This is a genomic window from Methanosphaera sp. BMS (assembly GCF_003268005.1).
Taxonomy (GTDB): Archaea; Methanobacteriota; Methanobacteria; order Methanobacteriales; family Methanobacteriaceae; genus Methanosphaera.
The window spans coordinates 2,564,253-2,587,463 of sequence record NZ_CP014213.1; the positions used below are offsets into that span (position 1 = coordinate 2,564,253).

19 protein-coding genes and 2 tRNA genes are annotated in these 23,211 nt (G+C 35.0%); 16 read left to right on the top strand and 5 right to left on the bottom strand.

Annotated elements, in window-relative coordinates:
* Positions 1 to 18: 18 nt before the first annotated feature.
* From AW729_RS09760 to AW729_RS09770, 3 genes are all read right to left on the bottom strand, one after another.
* Positions 19 to 672, bottom strand: coding sequence for a TrkA family potassium uptake protein (locus AW729_RS09760; protein WP_112124936.1), 654 nt, complete (start codon positions 670 to 672; stop codon positions 19 to 21).
* A 121-nt stretch (positions 673 to 793) separates the two neighbouring features.
* Positions 794 to 867, bottom strand: a tRNA-Gly gene (locus AW729_RS09765).
* 10 nt (positions 868 to 877) lie between these two features.
* Positions 878 to 951: transfer RNA gene (locus AW729_RS09770), tRNA-Gly, on the bottom strand.
* Between the two features lie 474 nt (positions 952 to 1,425).
* Here AW729_RS09770 and nikR point away from each other — a divergent pair.
* The 4 genes from nikR to AW729_RS09790 all read left to right on the top strand — a co-directional run bounded on the left by nikR (position 1,426) and on the right by AW729_RS09790 (position 4,554).
* A complete protein-coding gene (nikR, locus tag AW729_RS09775; protein WP_112124937.1) occupies positions 1,426 to 1,851 on the top strand; it encodes a nickel-responsive transcriptional regulator NikR in 426 nt (141 codons plus the stop codon).
* 306 nt (positions 1,852 to 2,157) lie between these two features.
* A complete protein-coding gene (locus AW729_RS09780; RefSeq protein WP_112124938.1) occupies positions 2,158 to 2,922 on the top strand; it encodes a methyltransferase domain-containing protein in 765 nt (254 codons plus the stop codon).
* Between the two features lie 31 nt (positions 2,923 to 2,953).
* Positions 2,954 to 3,388, top strand: coding sequence for a hydrogenase maturation peptidase HycI (gene hycI, locus AW729_RS09785; protein ID WP_112124939.1), 435 nt, complete (start codon positions 2,954 to 2,956; stop codon positions 3,386 to 3,388).
* 11 nt (positions 3,389 to 3,399) lie between these two features.
* On the top strand, positions 3,400 to 4,554 hold the full coding sequence (locus AW729_RS09790; RefSeq protein ID WP_112124940.1) for an ATP-grasp domain-containing protein: 1,155 nt from the start codon (positions 3,400 to 3,402) through the stop codon (positions 4,552 to 4,554).
* Positions 4,555 to 5,719: 1,165 nt separating this feature from the next.
* Here AW729_RS09790 and AW729_RS09795 read toward each other — a convergent pair.
* Positions 5,720 to 7,084: an MFS transporter gene (locus AW729_RS09795; RefSeq protein ID WP_112124941.1), complete on the bottom strand. Its 1,365-nt coding sequence runs from the start codon at positions 7,082 to 7,084 to the stop codon at positions 5,720 to 5,722.
* Between the two features lie 397 nt (positions 7,085 to 7,481).
* Between AW729_RS09795 and AW729_RS09800 the strand changes: the two genes are divergently transcribed.
* From AW729_RS09800 to AW729_RS09855, 12 genes are all read left to right on the top strand, one after another.
* Positions 7,482 to 8,852: a UbiD family decarboxylase gene (locus AW729_RS09800; RefSeq protein ID WP_112124942.1), complete on the top strand. Its 1,371-nt coding sequence runs from the start codon at positions 7,482 to 7,484 to the stop codon at positions 8,850 to 8,852.
* Between the two features lie 25 nt (positions 8,853 to 8,877).
* Entirely contained in the window at positions 8,878 to 10,938 is a 2,061-nt protein-coding gene (locus tag AW729_RS09805) for a hydantoinase/oxoprolinase family protein (protein WP_112124943.1), read from the top strand.
* A gap of 14 nt (positions 10,939 to 10,952) precedes the next feature.
* Complete coding sequence (locus AW729_RS09810; RefSeq protein ID WP_112124944.1) at positions 10,953 to 12,677, top strand: hydantoinase B/oxoprolinase family protein; 1,725 nt, start codon at positions 10,953 to 10,955, stop codon at positions 12,675 to 12,677.
* A gap of 1 nt (position 12,678) precedes the next feature.
* Positions 12,679 to 13,008, top strand: coding sequence for a hypothetical protein (locus AW729_RS09815; protein ID WP_112124945.1), 330 nt, complete (start codon positions 12,679 to 12,681; stop codon positions 13,006 to 13,008).
* A 212-nt stretch (positions 13,009 to 13,220) separates the two neighbouring features.
* Positions 13,221 to 14,006 (top strand): sirohydrochlorin cobaltochelatase, encoded by a 786-nt coding sequence (locus AW729_RS09820; RefSeq protein WP_112124946.1) that lies wholly within the window; start codon positions 13,221 to 13,223, stop codon positions 14,004 to 14,006.
* Positions 14,007 to 14,346: 340 nt separating this feature from the next.
* Positions 14,347 to 15,429, top strand: a complete 1,083-nt coding sequence (locus tag AW729_RS09825; RefSeq protein ID WP_112124947.1) for a glycosyltransferase family 4 protein — start codon at positions 14,347 to 14,349, stop codon at positions 15,427 to 15,429.
* Positions 15,430 to 15,443: 14 nt separating this feature from the next.
* Complete coding sequence (locus AW729_RS09830) at positions 15,444 to 16,910, top strand: Mur ligase family protein (RefSeq protein WP_112124948.1); 1,467 nt, start codon at positions 15,444 to 15,446, stop codon at positions 16,908 to 16,910.
* Positions 16,911 to 17,136: 226 nt separating this feature from the next.
* The gene (locus tag AW729_RS09835; RefSeq protein WP_112124949.1) at positions 17,137 to 18,582 is read left to right on the top strand and encodes a Mur ligase family protein; all 1,446 of its coding nucleotides are present in this window, start codon (positions 17,137 to 17,139) and stop codon (positions 18,580 to 18,582) included.
* Positions 18,566 to 20,098 (top strand): Mur ligase family protein, encoded by a 1,533-nt coding sequence (locus AW729_RS09840; protein ID WP_112124950.1) that lies wholly within the window; start codon positions 18,566 to 18,568, stop codon positions 20,096 to 20,098. Before AW729_RS09835 ends, AW729_RS09840 begins: the two co-directional genes overlap by 17 nt.
* Before the next feature lie 151 nt (positions 20,099 to 20,249).
* Complete coding sequence (locus AW729_RS09845; protein ID WP_112124951.1) at positions 20,250 to 20,738, top strand: hypothetical protein; 489 nt, start codon at positions 20,250 to 20,252, stop codon at positions 20,736 to 20,738.
* Between the two features lie 56 nt (positions 20,739 to 20,794).
* Positions 20,795 to 22,009, top strand: coding sequence for a hypothetical protein (locus tag AW729_RS09850; protein WP_394339573.1), 1,215 nt, complete (start codon positions 20,795 to 20,797; stop codon positions 22,007 to 22,009).
* Between the two features lie 34 nt (positions 22,010 to 22,043).
* A complete protein-coding gene (locus tag AW729_RS09855; protein ID WP_112124953.1) occupies positions 22,044 to 22,394 on the top strand; it encodes a DUF356 domain-containing protein in 351 nt (116 codons plus the stop codon).
* 109 nt (positions 22,395 to 22,503) lie between these two features.
* Here the strand turns inward: AW729_RS09855 and AW729_RS09860 are convergent, their stop codons facing one another.
* Positions 22,504 to 23,016: a multiprotein bridging factor aMBF1 gene (locus tag AW729_RS09860; RefSeq protein ID WP_112124954.1), complete on the bottom strand. Its 513-nt coding sequence runs from the start codon at positions 23,014 to 23,016 to the stop codon at positions 22,504 to 22,506.
* Between the last annotated feature and the right edge of the window lie 195 nt (positions 23,017 to 23,211).

The following is a 23,211-nucleotide window of genomic DNA, read 5'->3' on the forward strand; positions in this document are numbered from 1 at the left end:
ATAATGGGAGGGAGAGGATTAATCATTTTTTGTAAAAAAATGACGTACTTCTTTAATGTAATCTCGTTTTACCAGCACTACAATCCGGTCATCATAACCCAGTTCCGTTTCGTTTGTAGGTATTATCTCTTCATTTCCGGAGTATATTGTTATAATTATAAACTTGTCCGTATTGTTTTCTATTTCTTTAATTGGGGTAAATAATATGTCTTTGTTTCTTACCTTTATCTCTAATATTTCAGCGTCTCCTTTACCCACTGAAACTAAGCGTTGTGCTGTTGGACGGATGATATTTCGCACGATGTATCTTGTGGCACTTCTTTCGGGGTTAATAAATGGTATGTCCAGTTTGATGAATATGTTTCTGTGATCTACATTGTTCAGTCTGGAAATAACCTTTTTTACTCCATGGTCCTTAGCATATACTGATGATAGTAGGTTAACCTCATCATTGGCTGTAGCGGCTACGAAAAAGTCGGCTTTGTCTATGTCTGCCTCTTCAAGTAATTTTGTATTGGTTGCAGTGCCGTGAATGATATAACAGTCCAATAAGTTTGCTATCTTTTCACATTGTGCTTTGTCTTTATCGATTAATGTAATGTCATGCTTTTCGGACATTGCTAGTGCCAAGTTATATCCTATACGTCCAGCACCTACTATTATGCCTATCATAGAAATACCTCAATTGTTGTTATTATTTAATATTATCATTAAATTAATATAAATAGTACTGTCTTATAATGTTTGCTGTAATGTATAGAAATTATAGTAAAAATAGTTTTAAAAGGTATAGTGCGGCTGCCGGGATTTGAACCCGGGTCGTAGGCTTGGAAGGCCCAAGTCCTAGCCAGACTAGACTACAACCGCATGTGAATAATGCAACGACCGGGATTTGAACCCGGGTCACTACCGTGGCAGGGTAGAGTCTTAGCCAGCCTGGACTATCGCTGCATATGTATCGTTATTAGTTCTTTACTAACAACTATATAGTACTTTATTTGATGTTATATATAAACCTTTTGGATTAATTAAATTATTTTTTATCAAATCCTTTCAAAAAGTGTTAATAATCTATTTAAAAGTATTATCGTTTATGTTATACTCTTTTTTTTAATACTTATCCGCTAATTATTTATTATTGATAAAATGGGTATAATCCTATTCTTATTTGATTAATAACTTTAATAAGTGTCTTTTTTTAATTGTACTTATTTTACATAACTTCTATATATAATAAGGTATATAAATAATAACAATAATATGGAATAATGTATTATTGTAAACCAAAGTAAAATATTAAATAAAAAATAAGGATTCTTTTAACATTAACTGTAATTTTATTTAACTAATCTTGATTTAATTATGGGGGGTTATTGAAAGAATAATTGTTTAAGTATTTTTTAATTTACTATAGGAGAGATTGTTATGAGAATAAGTATGTCTTTACCTAACAAACTTCTCAATGAATTTGATGATGTTTTAAGGGATAGAGGTTATCAATCTCGTTCAAAAGGTATACGTGATGCATTAAAAGATTACATTCTAAGATATCAGTGGATGAATGATATGGAAGGTGAACGCGTAGGAGTGTTAGCCGTAATCTATGATCATCATTATGTTGGCGTAATGGAATCATTAACCGATATTCAACATGACTATCGTAATCAAATTAATGCAAGTCTTCATATACATATGAATGAAAAATATTGCCTTGAAGTAATCATAGTCAAAGGCGATGTGATTTACATAAGAGACTTAACCGAAAAAATCATGAGATTAAAAGGAGTCGAACATGTAAAACTAACCAGTGCAGGAACTGGTGAACTTGAGAAAGTAAAACAAGATAATTAAATTTAAATAAAAATTTTTATACCCACATATTTTTTATAAATTTATTATCTTCATAACAATTTATTCAATCTCATTTTTCAAAAAAACTTTACAAAATCCCATAATCCTATTTTTCCAAGTAATATTTCTATTTTTAACCTAACATTAAATGCATTTTGCTCTATAAATGACCGTCAAGCTACATAATTTCTATAAAACAAAACGCTATAATTCCAATGAAATCCCGATAAACTTTTGCATATACATAATATTTCAACAATTTTTTTTATAACAAATTTTTTTAGAATCCATCAACATATAAAATATATGATGACATATTACGATGATTTAGATAATGACGAAAAAAGAGTCACCGCTTTTTTCAAAGCCATTGAAAAGAAAGTTCATGGAATCTGCTATGACTTAGGGACAGGTTCGGGAATACTTGCCAAAAAAGCAAGTAAATATGCCGATTATGTCTATGCAATAGAACAAAATCCGTTAATAGCAGATAAAACAAGAAAAAATCTGGACAAATATGATAACATTAAATTCATACAAGCTGATGCAACAGAATATCAATTTATGGAAAATATTGATGTTGTCATATGTGAAATGCTTGACACTGCTTTAATAGATGAAGAACAAATACCCGTAATCAACAATGTAATAAAATATGCCGCTGATAATACGGAATTTATTCCAATGGCAGTCTATTCTACAATCGAATTAATCAATTCCAAAATCATGGGAATATGTTACTATGAAGACGAACATCCAAAATATACCTCACTGTCAGATGAAGTAAAATATGGCATGATTAAACTAAATCAATATAATAAACCAGAATATGAAGAGGATATACAGATAAAAGTCAAAAATGGCGGATTATTGAACGCCATAAAAATAACCACATATACAATACTGACTGATGAGGTAATACTGGAGCCAACACCAATGTTAAATCCACCACTTTTAATACCTGTTGAACAGTTGAATGTGGATGAAGGTGAAACTATTACAATAAACCTAAAATATACGATGGGGGGTGGATTAAATACTATCCAAACAACAAGAAGATACAATAAGTGAATTTATAGCAGGCTACGATAAGCTGCTGATTATGGGAATAGGAAATACCCTGCGGGGAGACGACGCAACAGGACCAAAGATAATAGACATAATCTATGAAAAATTAGTAAACTCCGATGTTGATTCAGACAATATCTATCTGTTAAATGCGGCAACAGCACCGGAAAATCATACAATAGAAATAAGAGAAATAAATCCCTCACACCTAATCATAATAGATGCGGTGGAATTTTCTGATAAGCCGGGATCATTTATCATAGTTGATAAAAAACAGATAGATACATTCAACTTCTCAACACATACCATGCCAATATCCTTCCTGATAAACTACCTTGAAGACAGTGTGGGATGTAAGATTTTAACACTGGGAATACAGCCGAAGGATATGACACTCGTGGATACAATATCGGATGAAGTAAACAGCAGTATTGAAGAATTGGCAGAAACAATAATCAAAAATATATGAGGTGCATTCAATTGAAAATATTATTTATAGGATCACGATTATTTGATGACATATCTTGGTATACAAAAGAAAAAGGAATAACAAGTATCATCACTGAATCAAATGAACACGCTCCCAACATTGACTTGGCAGACAAACATTACATAGTAGAACGGGGAATGGATAAACCCGGGGAAATTGCTTTAAAAGAAGATGTAGATGCTGTAATCCCACTTATAGGGATAGATAAGCCATTGGTTGATGTAGGTTTGTTAAAGGATAAGTTGGAATCAGAAAATGGAATACCGGTTGTTGCCGCAGGTTACGATTGTGCCAAGCTGGCAGCGGACAAATATCAAACAAAAGAATTGCTCCTGGAAAACGATATTAAAACACCCCTCTTTAGAAAAGTAGATGAAAAATACAATACTGATGAAATCAAAAAAGAACTACCTATAGTACTTAAAACACCCGAAGGACAAGGTGGATCAGGAGTAAAAATAGCACTAAATGATGATGATGTGGAAGAGTTCATCAAAGACAAGGATAATGTTTTTACCGAAGAATATGTTGAAGGATTTGAAGCATCAATTGAAGTTCTAAGATGGAATAACCAGGAAATTTCACTGGCACCAATCTACAAGGGAATAACTACAACCGAAGGAACACATCCTCTTGCCAAGATAAAACAGGGTCCCTTGGATATTGGGGGATTGGATAACAACTCACATAACAAAGCCTTAAGAAGCCTTGCCGAAAAACTGGCCCAACTTGTAAATGTAGAGGGTACAATGGACATAGACATACTTCATGATACGACAAAAAGTGAAGATTATATAATAGAACTAAATACAAGACCGAGCGGGACCCGATACATGACTGCCGCTACAACCGATGTATATCCACTATGTCAACTGGTAGACATGGCCTGTGGTAAATGGACAGCCAAAAACGTTGAAGGAAAGATGAATAACTATTACAGTGCCGAACTGCCTGTAGGAGATTTTCCACAGGATAAGAAAATACCGGAAAACAAGGTATTCGATGGAGACGTATCATACGTGGTACATGGGCCGGAACACTATCAAAGACTAACGCTCAGGGCACCTACAAGGGACTTGCTAAATAAATTAATCTATGAATTAGTACCAGGATATGCAAAGGAAAATGATATTCAATTTCAATGAATATTAATCAATTGCATTATCATTACTTTTTGTGTGACAGGCACTTGTCTTTAATTTGTTCTCACCTTAAACTATGCTTTAGGCGTGTTAGTATTATATTCGTTTAGGGTGTATTTAACATGGTTATATGGGTTATTCTCCCTTGAACTGCACTACTGGTAACAATGGGTGGATTACATTATAGGTAAAGCCTAATATTACTTCTAGCATCTATGAAGTAGTGGGTGAGAGAAAGACTAAGATCTCTAATAATAAATGAACTGATATAAGCATCGTAATAATGAGCCAGTAATGTGGGATGATTAAAGGATGTACTGTGATTGCAGATAGGCAGACGAAGTGAAAAAGGACATCTATAGATTACAACCCATATATCCGTCGGTGTAATGGGAGAGCCGAAGCTATATCGTATCTAATAAAAGATAAACCTGGGAAGCCTGGCAAAGTCCAGTAATATGTTACTGGTAGGTTTTTGTGAGGAGTATCTAAGACCTTGTTAGGTAAAGGATGTTAAGAAAGCTAATGCCACATTGTCATTAAGACAGAGGATTTTAACAAAATTGAACTACTGTGGATATGCTGACTCTAACAGGCAAATAACATGTTCATAAAACGAAAAGTATTTCAGATATGTAATTGGAATATGATGAAAGACATAGAAAAACACACAAATATTTTATGCTGTTGTGCATCATTATATAAAATGGTATATAATATACGTATTTGATATATAAAATCGGATATAACATGCCAGTATTTTACTTTGGATAACTAATTTACTTGAGCCGTATGTATTGAAAGGTACGCGTACTGTTCTGAAGGGAGCAAGAGAGAGCAACCTCTCTAACTTATCTGACTAGGGTATCTTTGTAATATGACTTCAAATCATGTAGTTATCAGTTGAGGATTAACTTATTTTTTTGGTTGATGATTAATTTTTTAAAATTCTTTAGATTGCTTATTTTCTGATAAAAACATTTTTAATCAATAATAAAAAATTCATGCTGGTTGATGATTATGGTTGGTGATTGGGATATGCTATTATTAATCTGGATAACTTATTTAAATTAGTCGCTTCGTGGATATTCATTCAGGGATATGCTTTTTTCAATATTAATTTCCCATATGATTCATTTTTTAAAAAAAAATAATAAGAAAGTGTGTGTTATATGCTCTCCTTCAATCCGATAAACGATATAACCGCACCAATAAATACGAATGCGACTGCAAGTATCATTATTGTATTACAACTATTTAGGAGTAAATCATAGTACTCTGGTACTATTGCTACATTGCCCATTACGATTGCAAATACTGTTGTAAATATTCCGAGACTTACGGTCTGTCCTATCAGTCTTGTGGCTGAAAGGGATGCTGATGCCTTTGATGATTCCTCTTCAGGTACCGTTGTGGTAATAAGCACGGTATTGGGTGATGAAAATAATCCATAGCCTATACCATGTAATGTCATGGCTATTAACAGTACGTATAACGGCGTGCTGCGTGATAGGAAGCACATGAGTATAAATGCAACACACAAGATTAATAAACCACAGCCTGTCAGAATCTCCCCTCTAATCTTCTTAATCATCCAACCTGATATGACACTCATCACTACCATTATAAGTGGTGTGATAATAAGGTACATTCCGGCTATCTGGGAATCCATACCCATGATGTACTGCATGTGATAGTTATAGACGTAGGTTGTCATGAATGTTGCAAAGTAGCTGAACAGACATGCAAGGTTGGCTGATGCAAAGCGTAGATTTTTAAACAGTCTCATCTCAAATATCGGATTTTTGCTTTTCAGTTCCCAATATCCAAAGCATATCAGCAGAATTATTCCAACAAGTGTAATGACTTGACCTGTCAACTCCAATATTCCAGTAAATCCATAGATAAACAATATTATTCCCATTGAGTATAGAATGGTACCTGTCATGTCAAAGTTATATTCATCCTCATGGATCCATTCTCCTTTAATCTTGCTTATAAGATAATAGTTAATTATGATAACAGGTAATGTTGCAAAAAACAGGCTTTGCCATCCATAGTTAAATATCAGACTTCCACCGAGTATCGGTGCAAGTGCAATTCCTATATAGACTGTTGCCACGGCAATACCTATTGCAGGTCCTTTTTTATCATCACTCATGGATTCGACAATTAATGCTATGGATGCAACGTTTAATATGGCAGATGCTATTCCAAGAACTACTCTAAATGCAAGTAGCATATATGCATCCTGTGATAATCCCGTTCCAAGTGTTCCTATAAAGAAGATTATAATTCCAAACTTCAATACCTTTTTTAAACCATATTTTTGACATATCTTACCGCATGGAATGCTCAGTACTGCTATTGACAACAGGTATATCGTGTCAACCCAGTTTTGCAATACATTATTCATTGCAAATGCCTTGGCAATTGATGGCAATGCTACTGGTGCAGCATTTAATAGGAATGCAACTATAATTGTTGCAAGACTTCCAGCGGTAATTATATACTTTTCCTCTATTGAATACATTTTTTTCACCGTTAAATTTTAATTTATTTTATTAGATTAAAATCAACTATTTTTTAAATTATTGATTATAGATTTTTTTTAAGTAAAAACATTGGTGTTTTCAGTAGATATTTAACCCATTATGTACTTAATATATCTTGGTTTAAAAATAATTGAAAAAACATTGTTAAAATTCATATTTTTTGATTATCAGATTTTCTTTATTCATATGCTCTTTATTTAAGTAATCTTGATGTAAATGTTATATATTAAATTCATTATAAGATAATATAAAACGAAATAATTATTTAAATTAAAATTTGGTAGATTTTTAAAGTATTTTATTCATATTTTTTGATAAAATATTTGTTTGTAAAAATTTTCATTAGAAAAGCAATTGATTAAGTGATGTGATAAAGTGTCAAAGCAAGATTGGAGAGACCTACTTAAAAAGTGGGAAGATGATGGTGAAATAAGACACGTACCTGATGAGGTCAAAAAGGAATATGAAATCAGTACGCTGATGATGGACTTGGAAAAAGAACATAGGTATCCTATAATGCAATTTGATAATGTTGAAGGCAGTGACATACCAGTTATAACAAACACTCTCGGAACAAGAGATCGTTTTGGTGATGCAATGGGAGTTGATGGAAAACATGTGGCAGAAGAATATGCAAAGCGTGTTAAAAATAGGATAGAGGAACATACACTAATTGAAAACCCGCCATTCATGGCAAACTCCATGTATGGTGGTGATGTTGATTTATACAAACTGCCTATAATAACACATTTTCCAATAGATGCGGGAGCATACCTTACAAGTGGGCATGTAATAGCAAAGGATCCTGAAAGTGGTGCTGAAACGGTAGGATTTCATAGAATGCAACTAAAGGGTAAAAATAAACTTGGTATAAGCCTACACTCCAGGCAAAGGTTATGGGAGTACTTCCGCAGAAGCGAAGAAAAGGGTGAAAACCTGGAGGCGGCTATTGTAATAGGTGTGCATCCAAACATATCCCTGGGTTCCCAGGCAGCCATCCCCTATGATAAGGGTAAGTTTGCTTCAATAGCAGGCCTATTCGGTGAGTCCTTGGAGATTGCCGACTGTACGGAAATAGATATTCAGGTACCTGCCTATGCAGAGTTTGTAATAGAGGGGGAAATACTTGCAAATGTCAGGGAAAAGGAAGGACCCTTTGCTGAATTTACCAATTATGCATGTCACAGAAGTACTGAAAACGTCTTTAATGTAAAGGCTATTCACTACAGACAAAATCCAATATTCCATGATTTGACGCCAGGTTATAGTAGTGAACATATAACAGTCGTTGCAATCCAACGAGAGGGGGATTTGTTGAATGCATTAAGAAATACCTTGCCTAACGTTAAGGCAGTACATTCACCATTATCCGGCTGTGGAATATTTCATTGTTTCATTTCAATGAAGAAGATTGCCGAGGGCCAGGCAGCTCAGGCAATATTCGCGGCATTTGCCGTTGATCATAACCTTAAGATGGCGGTCGTAGTGGATGAGGATGTTGACGTATTCAATGAACAGGAAGTTCTATGGGCTATGGCTACAAGACTTCAGGCAGACCGTGACATTTTCATAGTACCACAGAGTATGGGAATGGGTGAAACGCTTGATCCGTCAACTGATGAATTAAGCCGTACAGCCAAAATGGGAATAGATGCAACAAAACCGCTTGAAGGCTTTTCACCTAAAATAGAAATGAATCATGATGTAGAAAAAGCAGTTAAAAGATTGCATAAATATACAAAATAATCTAAAATCAATAGGGGTAATTATCATGTTAGATATTGCAATAGATACCGGTGGAACATTCACCGATTATACATCCATCGGGTCATTAAATGATGATGAAGAAAAGAAAATTTTCATAAAAAATCCTACAAATCACGAAAATCCAACACAGGGAATAATTGAAGGATTAAAACAACTTGCAGACAGTTGGGGATGTGATTTAGGGACGTTGCTTGAAAACACCAATAAGATAAGTCATGGAACAACACTGGCATTAAATGCACTTCTTGAGAAGAAAGGTGTTAAAACGGCACTCTTTACAACGGAAGGATTCAGGGATGCATTGGAGCTAAGACGTTCAAGGCTAGATAATCAATGGGACATAAGGGCAATAACACCTCCCGTACTTGTACCGAGAAGATTAAGACTTCCAATAACTGAACGTGTGAATTACAGGGGGGATGTTATCACAAAGTTAGATGAGGATAGTGTAAGGGCAGCTTGTAGAATCTGTAGAAAAAACAACATCAAATCCATAGCGGTATGTTTCTTGTTTTCATTCATGAATCCATCGCATGAACAGAATGTACGGGAAATAATCAATGAGGAACTACCGGATGTCTTCGTATCATTGTCAAGCGATATATCACCACAGATACGGGAATATGAAAGGACAAGTACAACGGTTATCAATGCATCAATAACTCCAATAATATCCACATACTTCGACAGACTTAAAAGTGAACTGGCAAGATATGGATGGACAAAACCGATACATATAATGATGAACAGTGGAGGATTATCAGATGTTGCCACCATGAAAAAAATAGCTGCAAAGTCATTACTATCAGGGCCGGCCGGTGGCGGTGTAGGAAATGAAAATCTAAGTAAAATTCTGGATAAAAAACATATGATACTGGCGGATATGGGTGGAACAAGTTTCGACTTACATATAATCGATAACAACAAGACGCAATTGGTTCCGGAGTCCAGAATAGGATCATATCCCATCACACTTCCTATGATGGACATCAAATCCATAGGAGCCGGTGGAGGAAGTATTGTGAGGGTGGATGAATCAAAAAGAGTTCATGTTGGACCGGAATCCGCCTCATCAGTTCCGGGGCCTGCCTGTTATAACTTAGGAGGGGATGAGCCAACAATCACTGATGCATTACTTGTACTTAATTTAATAAATGAAAATAACTTCCTCGGAGGAAGATTAACGCTATCCAAAGATAAGGCAATAAAGGCCATAGAAGAAAAGGTTGCAAAACCGCTGGACATATCCGTTATTGATGCTGCGGTACTTATTTATATGGTTGCAAGTCAATTGATGGCAGATGCATTAAGACTTGTAACGACCAAAAGGGGTAATGATCCAAGGCAGTATTCACTGGTAACCAGTGGAGGGGCATTCGGATTATTTGCATGCAATATAATGGACACATTAAATATGGATGAGGTTATCATTCCAGTGCAGGCACCGGTATTCTGTAGTTGGGGAATGCTGGGAGCTAAGCGTAGATATGATGGCACTCAAAGTTTTTTTATGGAAAAAAGTGCATGGGATCATGCACGATTAAACAAACAGGTAGATAAAATGCTTAAAGAGGCCAATATTGAATTGGATAAGTTGAACGTTTCAGAGGATAACAGAAAACATGAACTGATACTGGAGATGCGATATATCGGCCAGCATCATGAAATTAGCATAATGTTAAATAAGCTTCAATTTGAAGCAGAATCAGTCAATGAAATAGACAAACTATTCCATGATACGCATAATGACATTTACCAATATTCTCAGAAGGAAAATGACTGGGAAATAATGAACTTAAGGCTTGAAAGTTATGAAGAGAATGTGGATAATGAATTGTTTGAATTTGATGCTAACAAAAGGGATAGCTACAAAATCAATCTATCAAGTAAGATTGTCAACACTAAAGAGGATTCACAGGTAACTGTATATCATGAATGTGATTTAAGTGAGGAAATTGCCGGTCCTGCATTGGTGGAATTTGATTATACCAGCGTATTGATACCGGAAGGTTTTACTTCAAAAATTATGGATGATGGATTGTTAAGTATTATGAAAAATAAGTAGGAAGGTGTTTTATGATGACAACGGATGACATAATTAACCGTACAGTAATTGCCAATAGGTTGGATAATATTACCGAGGAAATGGGAATATCCCTTGAACATTCTGCTCATTCGCCAATATTTGCAGAAGCATGTGACTTTGCATGTTGTATATGTGATTCTAATGGGGATTTAGTATCACAATTGGAGGGAATACCAATACTGGCTACAGCAGGTTCATTCAGCGTAAAAAAAGTAATAGAAAAATATGGGGATGATATCCATGATGGTGATGGATTTATCTTAAATGATCCCTATTGTGGTGGAAATCACCTGCCTGATATAGGAATTATCACCCCAATATTTTATGATGATGAACTGATGTTTTTCTGTGTAAGCAGAGCTCATCATGGTGATATTGGTGGTTCAACTGCCGGTAGTTATAATCCTAAGGCAACCGAGATATTCCAGGAAGGAATAAGGATACATCCAACAAGAATAATACAAAACAATCAAATTATAGAGGATATAATGAGCTTAATTATCCTTAATACTCGTAATCCATCAATGATTAGAAGTGATCTTCTTGCACAGATGGGTTCCAATAAAATAGCAAAGAAAAGGTTAACTTCCATGATTGATGAGTATGGAACGGACGTCGTTAAAAAAGCAGTTGGGGATAACTTATATCTGGCACAGGAATTGACCAAAAAAAGAATACTTGAAGTACCCGACGGGGAGTATACTGCAGTAAATTACATTGATGATGATGGATTCCAGGAGGAACCCATTAAAATACAGGTAACAGTTAAAGTTAAGGGGGATAATTTGACAATTGATTTTACCGGAACTAATAAGCAGGTAAAGGGTTTTGTAAATACATCCGTAGTCACGGCTACTGCAGCATCGGGTATTGCATCATTATGGTTTTTAGGTTCTGATATTGCACGTAATGGTGGGGCTTTTAATGTTATTGATGTGGTTCTTCCAAAGGGGTCACTTGTCAATCCACATGAAGGGGCTCCCATGACGTTATCAACACTTATTCCCGCCAGTGAAATAATCGGTACCATATTCATGGCATTTAACAAGGCAATCCCTGATAGATTGCCTGCAGGTTATGGTACATATCTTGGACCGTCATTCTATGGAACAGATCCGCGTAATGGACGATATTACATCGGTTTTACATTCTGTTCACTGGCTTCAGGTGGTGCAATGAAAGGAATTGACGGTAAGCCATACATGTCACCGATGTCCAATTATGGTGGAGTAAAAACTCCGAACATCGAGTCAAATGAGGTACAGTATCCTCATATAACGTTGGTTCATGAAATGGAATGTGACACTGCAGGTGCCGGTGAATATCGTGGAGGGGCAGGTATAAAGTATGCCTTCCAGAATTATGATGACGGCTGTGAAATAGTAATGTACGGTGACGGGGTTAAAATTGCACCATATGGATTGAATGGTGGAAGTACCGGTTCGCTTCAAGTGCCTCTTGTAAGACAGGACGGCGAGTGGATTCAAACCGAGTCCAAGGAGTATCCTAGAAAAATCTCTGACGGAGACATAGTATACATACATTCCGCCGGCGGTGGAGGTTATGGAAATCCATATAAACGTGATGTTAAAAGGGTACATGAAGATTACATTGATGGAATAATATCACGTGAATCTGCTTTAAATGATTATGGTGTTAAAATCAATGAAGATGGCAAAGTGGATATGGATGCCACTAGCAAAATAAGGGGAGTTTAAAATGGATGAGTATGAAATTTCCACTCCCAGAACATCCATACACCTAAAAATAACAAAGGTGGGGGATGATATGGATGTCATTATAGCCGGTGGAAAAGAACATATAGGATGCGTTGGAGTAATATCCAACAACTCCTATACTATAAATACAATCAAAAATCACCGCGAGGATGATATTGTTCTACCAATAGCAAAGAAATTATCTGCTCTGACAGACAGGACAATCGTTATAAAAGCAGGCATACACGTTGATAATATAACAAAAGCAGAAATCAAATCAATACTTGGAAGTATTGAAAAAATGCTGGACATTATAATGGATTACTTATAATCCCCTTGATATATTCATATGTCTCGTTTTCAAAAAACAAAATTTAAATATTTTCAAAAATATAACATCAAATAGTTTATAAAAGTTTTCAATATAATTTTAATAAATTGTTTAAAAATAATTAATGTGTATAACAATTGCTTATTTATATTATATATAAAAAAAATTTTGTTGAAAACGATAATTAACTATAAAATATAGGAAATGATAATATGGCCGATAAAGTAATTTTAGTCGTAAGTTTTGGAACTTCATATAATAATAACCGTGACCTCACAATTGGTGCAATTGAAAATGATATAAAAGATCACTTCCAGGATTATGAAATCAGACGAGCATTTACAAGTCAAATGATAATAAACAAATTGAAAAAACGAGACAACCTAGAAATCGATAACGTTAAGGAAGCTTTGGAAAGAGCAGTAAATGATGGAGTTAAAACACTCATTGTTCAGCCAACACATATGATGGACGGAACAGAATACCATTATAAAATTAAAGATCATTTGGATAATTACCAAGATAAATTCGATACGCTAGTACTGGGTGAACCACTAGTTAAATATGATGTGGATTATGATGACCTAATCGATTGCATTACGGCTACAGAGTATGATGATGACACTGCCGTTTGTTTCATGGGCCATGGAACTCCAGCCGATTCAAACGTAATATACACAACGTTACAAAGTAAGTTAACCTCTAGAAATTATAAAAATTATTACATTGGAACAGTTGAAGCGGAACCTACCTTTGATGATGTTTTGGCAATGATTAACAAAGGAGAATACAAAAAAATTATTTTAAAACCTTTAATGGTAGTAGCAGGAGATCATGCTCAAAACGATATGGCCGGTGATGAAGAAGATTCATGGAAATCCATGTTTGAATCAAACGGATATGAAGTTGAATGCGTAATAGAGGGATTGGCCCAGTCAAAAGACATTAGAATGATGTATATTAAACATTTAGAACAATTAATCGAAAGCTTAAACTAATCTTTCAATGAATAATCCTCTCCCTTTTCATTTTTATCTTGATTTTATTATTTTTAAAAGTCTTGCACCAAGGATTATTGATTTTTTGACATAATAAGTTAAAAACTATTATTTTTTTGGATAATTGTTGTGTGTTTAATTATTCATTGTCACATACACCAAAAGGATTCATATTAACTCACCCATTTATAAAAATTTAAGAAAATATGTATTCCGCTAACAATTTACTATTGCTGAAATATGACAAAATTAGTCTAAAAAAAACATTATCTATTTTAATTTAAAAAAATAGAAATAATATTATTATAAATAATCTTTTAACTTTTAGGGGGTTAAAATTATGTTAGGTCAAGTGGATGTAATAATATTTATTATCACACTCATAGTCACGGCATTATTCACGGCATTCGTACGCCGTGAATTGATAGCAGCGGACATTCGTGATAATCCAATAGTATCAGAACATAGACAGAAAAGTGGAACACCAACAATGGGAGGATTTGGAATTCTCTTGGGTGTTATCCTAATGGCACTTTTCTTATTCAACCAGCCATCAAATAGTTATCTTATAATAACAGTACTTATAATGGTGGCTGCAGGATTCTTTGGAATGTTTGATGACCTTTTAGGTTTTAAAGTCAAAGAATATCAGAAGGTGGTCTTAAACGATGGTGACACGCCAGTCAAAATTGGTCTATTGACACTTGCTCCGGGTGAAGAGGCAAGAATAGCTTCTCCAAAAGCTAAAGAGGATTATGCTCAAATAGTAGAAAAAGAACATAAACTAAAAGTAGTTGATGAAATACCGATAAAAAGTGAAACAACGGAAACAGAAAAAATAATCATTCAGTTTGTTGTCGCATGTTTCATAGTTATTCCGGGAGTACTGCAAAGTAACATCATGGGAATAGAGATAGGTATCTTGATGATTCCACTGGCAATACTTGCTGTAATTGGTTCTATTAATGCAGTAAACCTCATTGACGGTATGGATGGACTTGCTGCAGGTATCATAGCAATAGCATCCCTTGCTTCAGCATTCTTTGCAAGCATGACTACGGGAGCAGTTGCTTCATTACCATTTGTAGTACTATCCGGTGCATGTGTAGGATTTTTGGTTCTAAACCATTACCCTGCAAAGATATTCATGGGAGATACCGGTTCATTTGCATTAGGGACTGGATATATGGTAGCCGCATTACTTGGAAATACATTAATATTCTCAATAATAGCACTGGCAGTACCGATAATATCGGTTATAATCAGTCTAATGCACAGGGCACATATTATAACACTGCCTGTTGAACCGTTGCATCATACATTAAACTATCATGGAATGAGTGAACAGAAAATCATATTATTATATTGGGCTATAACACTTGTAGTATCAATTGTTGCTTTATTCATATTTGGAGTATTCTAATTTAGGTGAGAAATTTGAAAAATAGTATTAAAGCTTCAGAATTAACCAAAATCATTGAAGGTAAATTATACGGTGAAGATACCGATTTGAATGGATTATTTACATTTTTAAATAAAGCATCCCGTAATGACATGGTTATACGTCATTGGATTAATGCTAAGGGAATCCAAATTGCCAATGATAAAAATGTTTCCTGTGTAATAACACAAAATCCACAGGATGATGCAATAGAAACGGCAGAAAGATTACACATGGCATTAATAGTCACTCAAAAGATTGAATTGGCAACAGCATATGCCATCAGTATGGCCGTTGAAGAATATGCACCCGGTGCATTTAAAATGGCCGTAACAGGTACAAACGGTAAATCAACCACCTCTCACCTACTTTATACTATTTTTAAGGATTTGGGTTTTAATACATACACCAATACTGATGCGGAATCTGAGGGAAACACCCTGATAGATCCACGTGTAGCGGTAGAATTGGCAGAGTTTCATGCTTCCAACGCTTTGATTGAAGCAATATCTCTTGAAGTATCTGAAGTGCAGGGATGGGATGACAGAATTATGAAAGATCACGCCTATCAAATGATAAGTGCATTAAATACTGACGTGTCCATCATAACCAATGCATCGGCGGATCATATGAATTTGGTGGAATCATTTGATGACTTATTGAATGAAATCGGCGGAGCAGCACGTGCATTACTTAACAATCAAAAGGATTCTTTACTTGTACTCAATTATGATGATGAAAATATCCGTAAAATGGATAAAATAGTGAAGAATCATGATAACATAAAGGTAATGTATTTCGGTGAATTTTCCACAGACTCTTCTCTGGATATATGTTATAAGGAAAATGATGCCATCTATGCAAATAATCAACTCTACATTAAGTATGAGGACTTGCCGTTTACTTCAAAGCATTTTATACAGGATATAATGGCTGCAATAGCAGTATGTGTATATAAGAACTTAGACAGGGAAAAAGTGGTTGAATCATTAAGAAACTACAAGGCATTATCCCGAAGATTCATTAAACTAAGGGACAACCCAGTTGTTATTGATGACTTTGCACATAATCCGTCAGGCATAAAGTTAACGATTGAAAACGGTGCAAAGTTAGGCGATAGGCTATTTGTAGTGGATGCTATAAGGGGAAGCCGTGGGGATGACATAAACAAAGAGATAGCTGAGGCACTGGTTGAATCATTACAAAACGAGGAAGACTATACATTACTTCTAACATGCAGTCGTGATGTCGTAAATGAATTAAATACTGTAATCGACTCCGAACTGGAAGTATTCACTACTATACTGGATGAAAATCACATTGAATACACGTTATTTGATAACCTGGAGGATTCATTATTAAATGTTTTCGATATTGCAGATGAAAATGATGTAATCCTATTATTGGGAGCTCAGGGTATGGATCCTGCCAGCAAACTACTTAAGAAGAATAATCTCATATAATTCCCCTTTTTACCCATATTTTTTTTAAATAACATACTAAATTAATCAATATCCTGATAATTCATTTTAAATCTCTTTTTTCATTCATTTGACATTGCATATTTTTAATTTATTATCTGTAATTTTCACTTATTTTTATAACTTATTAAAAACATAACTAATTATTATTAGATAGTTTAATTTGAATTATCATCAGATATTAATTTAACGATAGGAGTTGTAGTTATTGGAAATAAAGAAATGTCTTGTAATTGGTGCAGGTAATGCGGGAAGGCCAGTAGCAAAAATATTAAATCATGTCGGCGTTGAAGTGGTAGTCACAGATACCAAAAAAATGGAGCAATTCACTCAAAGATTCCAGGGTTATCTGGAAGATATGAAATCGATGGGAATAACGTTATCTCTGGGAATAAATGAACCTGACGTTACAGGTTTCGATTCCATCTATTTGGCTCCGACAATTCCTCAATCAGCACCCATAAGAAAATTGGCTGAAGATAACAATTTGAAAGTGTTAAGTCATGAATATATCAGTAAGATAATCGAAGATATGCTTGATATGGATAAGATAGGAATCACAGGGTCATTCGGTAAAACCACCACCACTACAATGATAACAAACATATTCCAACAAGCCGGATATAGGGTATATTCATGTTCATCCATGAAACAAAACCTTGTAAGTGAGGCATTGGTAAATGACATCATAAACGGTGAACATATCGGAGCAGATATTGCAATTTTAGAATTGCCCCACGGTACCCTAGGATTGCTCAGGGGACTGAAACTTAAAATAGGTATCATAACAAATGTTCTGTCGGAACACTTATCCGAATTTGGGGGATCTCTGCAAAAATATGCTGACAGAAAAGCCATGATGATGGATATGTGTGACACACTGATAGCAAACTGTCAATGTGGGGATATATTAACATATAAAAGAAAAGATACAATTTACTACAACATGCAAAGTTCCTATTCAAAAGATTTTGACACCGATAAATATCCTCCTAAGTTCACATCATACTTTAAAGATGACATATTCCACGTTAATTATGAGGAAAATGGAACAATTATGGATGAAACATTTAAATTGGACAGCATTGCCAATTATAACTATGAAAACCTAACAGCCGCTGTAGCCGTTGGAATCACATATGGTTTATCAATCAACGATATCAAGAAGGGTATAAACATGTTTGAATCCGTTGGAGGTCGAATGGAATATCTTGGAAATTACAACGGTGCCGATGCATATTATGATGCATCATTCGGTCCAAGTATAAGACAGGCACTTGAGGCTGTTAAGGACAAGAACATAATCGTTGTCTTCGGATTTTTGGATACCACCACCATTAGGGATAAGAAAGAAAACGGTAAGATAGTTGGGGAATATGCAAACATGGTTATAGCAACAGGTTATGCCGAATTAATGGGCGAGCTTAACATGGACAACGCACTTGAATTATTAAATGCAATAGAAAACAAGGATGTAATAAAATTGGCTGTATGTGACGTGGAAGAAGCATCGGAACTAGCAGTCAAATACGCAAAAGAGGGCGACATCATAGTGCACTTAGGTACCGGAGCATCAAATTCATACCAGGAAGTCAAGGATAAGATGCTTAAGGGATTAACTGAAGGAAGTAAACGATATGCTAGACGAGATTAAAACCGACGCAGTATTTGGTGTCATAGGAGTATGCGGAATCAATGGAAATCTAATTGCACGCATATTATCCGATAATGGCTACAAGGTAATTGCTAATGATACGTTAAGTAAAAAAGACTGCAAATACTCCTCTGCATTAAATGATTATCCTGACATAAAGGTTTATCATGGAGATATTCCCGAGTCATTCTATGAACAAGTGGATTATGTCATTCTTCCAATGGCACTAATCAAGTCAAAGTCTTCATTATATAAGAAGATAACATCACTTGATATTCCCGTATTGACCGTGTATGATATCTTTGATTATTTTGAACCAACACATCCCGTCATATGCATAACAGGAACAAACGGGAAGACAACTACAACCACGCTTCTTAAGCATTTGGCATATCATGACGGAATCATACCCGCCGAACATAACCTGGAGGGTATGCAGGGAAATGCAGGTGACATTCCAGGATTGCAGGCAAGACTAAAATCTGATGTAACAATATTGGAGACGGGTACGGCCGGTGTTAAGGGCAGTCTGACAGAACTTGCCTCCCCATGCAGACCTGATGTGGGACTCATTACAAACATCACCCCCGATCATTTGAACGAGAGTTCAGACTTCATAGCGTATGCAAGAGTAAAGGGAGAATTAATAAACCTCCTCCAGGAAGGAACACTGGTGGTAAATAGTGATGATCCATTGGTGATGGCATTAATAGATGAAATGGCCTATGATGGAAATCTCATAACTTTTGGAATTGAATATGAATCTACACAAAAATCCAAAAAGGAATGTTTATGTGGAAACTTCACCGAAATTGATGAATATATATCAGGAGTGGGTATATATGAATGCGGTTGTGGAAATAAGTATAAAAAACCGGATTATCGGGCATGCAATATCAACGATTCCCATGACAGGTTCACACTCAAAACACCATTTGAAGAGGTTGAATTAAAACTTGCCATAACGGGATTGCATAACATATACAACGCTACCGGTGCAATTATAATAGCACATGAAATACTTGGAATATCCTACGAGTCCATCAAGGAAGCATTGCTCACATTCGGTGGTGTAAGCGGAAGAATGGAAAAAATAGCACACCTAAACAATAAGGACATAATGGTGGATTATGCACATAACCCGGCAGGCATTACCACAGTACTTAAGGAGCTTAAGAATCATTATGGAAGGGTAGTTAACGTTATCACAACCTCTTCGGAGTCAGGAATCGAAGGTGATAAGCAGATTATGCAGAGGGCACTCGAATATGCGGATGTTGTCATTCCCGCCTCGTACAATTCATTTGTATGTGCCAAAGAATTGGCAAGGGATGATGAATATGCAAACAAAATAATATTGCCTGAATATATGCCTGAATCAACAAAAGTGGGAACATTGGGTGCTACGCTGGAGCAGGTTTTGATAGGATTTAACGAATCATTGGATATTGATGCCGATTTAATAGTTTGTACTGGTGAGGCGGCATTTAAATATAAGGATAAATTACTTAATTAACTTTCTTTTTCTCATTTTTCTTTTAATTTTAAAAATATTAAATAGTATAAAAAAGATAATTATATACAGATTAATTTAATATAGCATTATTTAATGTATAATATACATTTAATTTATGTTAATGAAGTCATGATTTAAGAGGTGAAATCTTTTGTTTATAAAAGTTAGAAGGGATACTTTAATTATTTTAATTTTAGCATTCATCTTAATAGTTTCAGGACGTGCAATGGCATATGTAGCCTTTTCAGCCTCAGATAATATGGATGAGCAAGTACCTATTGCCGGAGTAATGGTCAAAGGAAATGATGTTATCTCCACAGGCGTAATAAAATCTTACGTGGAATCAGCCGGTTTTAGGGACGGTAGTTATATCAAAGGAAATACATTAATTACTTCACAAAGACAATTGCTGCTGTCGGATGCTATACAGAATGCCGAACAATTGGCTAAGCGTTCTACAATTCCGGGTACATCCATAGCTCCAATCAATGCTGTTGATGTGCAAGTAGATACGAGTACTGGAAACGTTGTTGTAACAGTTGTTGAAGACTTTTCTGCTATTCCTCTTGATGAGTCAGTTATCAAAAATGCTACGACAACAAATCATTCGAAAGTTGAGGTAAATAATACAACAGGATAGGTGATACTATGAATAGGTCAAAATTATCTAAATGTGCATTATTTATGGTTATTTTGCTGATGTTTTCTTCAGTGGCATCAGCAACAATGAACGTTGCTGTAATTACTGATCCTACGGGTAAAGATCCTAATGGATGTGCAGCCGGAAGTCAATCATTTGCTATAAACATGTTCCAGTCAACATTCATATTTTCACAGGAACATAAAATGGCACTGCTATCCGGGGGGGAAGGTACCTCTAATGTAAGGGTTGTAGCGGTTATCAACGCTTTAACTTTGATACAGTCAAACAAAACTCCCGCCGAGGTTGTAAGTGTTGCACAGAATTATGAGGGTATCCGTCTGATGGCGGTAAATCCGACACAGGGTATTGCAGTAGGTGGAGACTTTAAGGTATACATGGTTACAGTGGACAATAACAATACCATCAGGGTTCAAGCCGCCAGTGGTGGAGTAGCAACTATTCCTGCAGGAACCCGAGGAGCAATGATACACTTGCGTAACTCCGAAGGTAACCCTAAATCCGGTACGGCAGATACCGTAAGGTTACAGACAGCCATCAATATGGGTAAAATGATTAGGGATGGATATCCAGCAACCACAATTGTTTCGGAAGCCTTTGGTGAAGTGGCCAGGGATTCTGGTGAAGACCATGGTGGAGGTGCAGTTAACCTAATTTCCGGTGTTACCACTGGGGATATGTTCACTCCTCAGAAACTGAATGATATTGGTTATCCAATGGAAAAACCATACAGTAAGGTAAGTAGTTCCGGTTGGAGTGTAGGTTATCCTGAAGCAGAAAACTATCAGGTATCACCGGTAGATGGAAGCCCATTAACCGACGTATATGCATATGAGGCATTAAAAAATGCAATAACAGTATCTAACGATAATCCGTCAGTATCTGTATATGGATCTGATAAGAAAGGTTTGTCCGAAGCAACATCCTCTGTAGTGGTATCATCCGTGCAGAGAAATGGTTATGATCCCGTGAAAATAGCTAAGGACATCAACAGTGCTATAGATGGTAGTATTATTGTTGGTGTAGAGCATGTGGATGCTTCAGACTTAAATGTTAAAGAGAATATTAAGGCTGTCGGTGTATATTATACTGCAGCACCAAATGGTAGAACATCACCTTCATGGTCCTTGCCTATAGACGCACAGGTATTTGATGTTCTTGCAAATATCCAAAGCCTAATTGGTATTCTATTGATACTATTGGCTTTATTTAGAACTTCATTAACTAAGTCATTCTTCAGAAGAAGATGATTTACTTTTTTTATTTTTTTTAGGTAGTGATTTTTTGTCATTAATATTAATAAGAGCAATAAATAAGAAAAAAGCATTAAATGCATTGGCCGATATTGAACGTCATGCAAAGTTATCCATAGATGGAAAGCCCAGAGTAATTGATGTTGAAGATGTTGAAGATATCACAAGAAGAATACTTAAGCAAAAACCGAAATCAGATATTAAATTGGCGATTCTTGTCAGGACATCGGAATCAACAACGAAAAGTATTATGAGCATTAAAAAAATTCATCCACCCGCTCATCTAATAGTTATCAGTGAAGAATATCCTGAATATGAAGGATTAAATAAGAAATTCTCAACATTGAAGGTATTCCAAGGTTATTATTCAATGAAAAAATAGATTCCTTCTCTTTTTATATATTTTTTTCAATTTTTATTTGTCAGATATTGTTTTTTGCGGAGGTTAATTAACTGAAAGTCGTAAAATATTCAAAAAAAAGTAATGGAGATTATTTTCTCTTTATACGGGCAATATCTCCAATGGTAGCTTCTTTATAACGTCCAACATCCTTAAATTCTTGAACATCGGATTCTACCTTTTCAACAATCTTAATATTTAATAATTTTTCAAGTTTTCTTGCAATTTTAATTTCCGGAATCATCTTACCAGATTCAATGTGTGAAATCACTGATTCTCTTTCATATATCTTTTCACCGAGTTTTTTCTGGGTGAGGTTCTTTTCTTCTCTGGCTTTCCTGATTATTGATCCATAATCTTCCACAATCTCATATTCCACATCTGGTTTTCGTGTATATGATTTGTTGGCTGGTCTCTGATTATATGAATTGTTTCTCATATTGTTTTTGTTGCCTTTTTTGATATTCTTATTTACTTTAGGTTGTGGCTTTCTTTGAACTTTACCATATCTTGAACATTCTTTGCAAGTAATCATTAAAGAATTATCAATTTTTGTTTTGTACGGTTCACCTTTAATTTCAGTTCCACATATTTCACAGTTCATCTTAATTCACTTATTATAATTCTACTACTTAATATCTATTTTTATTTACTTATATGTTATGTTTATATATGATTTTTAAATAAAAATTTTTAATTACTTTAAGTATCTAAATACAATAATATTAATATTAAGAAGTACAATAAAATATAATGTAGTAGTTTGAAAATATAGATTTAATATAAAATTAAAGATTGT

What these genes read in the sequence shown, in the direction of transcription:
- AW729_RS09795 (WP_112124941.1), bottom strand. Translation starts at nt 7,084, where the DNA reads ATGTATTCAATAGAGGAAAAGTATATAATTACCGCTGGAAGTCTTGCA.
- hycI (WP_112124939.1), top strand. Translation starts at nt 2,954, where the DNA reads ATGGGAATAGGAAATACCCTGCGGGGAGACGACGCAACAGGACCAAAG.
- AW729_RS09760 (WP_112124936.1), bottom strand. Translation starts at nt 672, where the DNA reads ATGATAGGCATAATAGTAGGTGCTGGACGTATAGGATATAACTTGGCA.
- AW729_RS09820 (WP_112124946.1), top strand. Translation starts at nt 13,221, where the DNA reads ATGGCCGATAAAGTAATTTTAGTCGTAAGTTTTGGAACTTCATATAAT.
- AW729_RS09815 (WP_112124945.1), top strand. Translation starts at nt 12,679, where the DNA reads ATGGATGAGTATGAAATTTCCACTCCCAGAACATCCATACACCTAAAA.
- nikR (WP_112124937.1), top strand. Translation starts at nt 1,426, where the DNA reads ATGAGAATAAGTATGTCTTTACCTAACAAACTTCTCAATGAATTTGAT.
- AW729_RS09805 (WP_112124943.1), top strand. Translation starts at nt 8,878, where the DNA reads ATGTTAGATATTGCAATAGATACCGGTGGAACATTCACCGATTATACA.
- AW729_RS09860 (WP_112124954.1), bottom strand. Translation starts at nt 23,016, where the DNA reads ATGAACTGTGAAATATGTGGAACTGAAATTAAAGGTGAACCGTACAAA.
- AW729_RS09780 (WP_112124938.1), top strand. Translation starts at nt 2,158, where the DNA reads ATGATGACATATTACGATGATTTAGATAATGACGAAAAAAGAGTCACC.
- AW729_RS09840 (WP_112124950.1), top strand. Translation starts at nt 18,566, where the DNA reads ATGCTAGACGAGATTAAAACCGACGCAGTATTTGGTGTCATAGGAGTA.
- AW729_RS09810 (WP_112124944.1), top strand. Translation starts at nt 10,953, where the DNA reads ATGACAACGGATGACATAATTAACCGTACAGTAATTGCCAATAGGTTG.
- AW729_RS09825 (WP_112124947.1), top strand. Translation starts at nt 14,347, where the DNA reads ATGTTAGGTCAAGTGGATGTAATAATATTTATTATCACACTCATAGTC.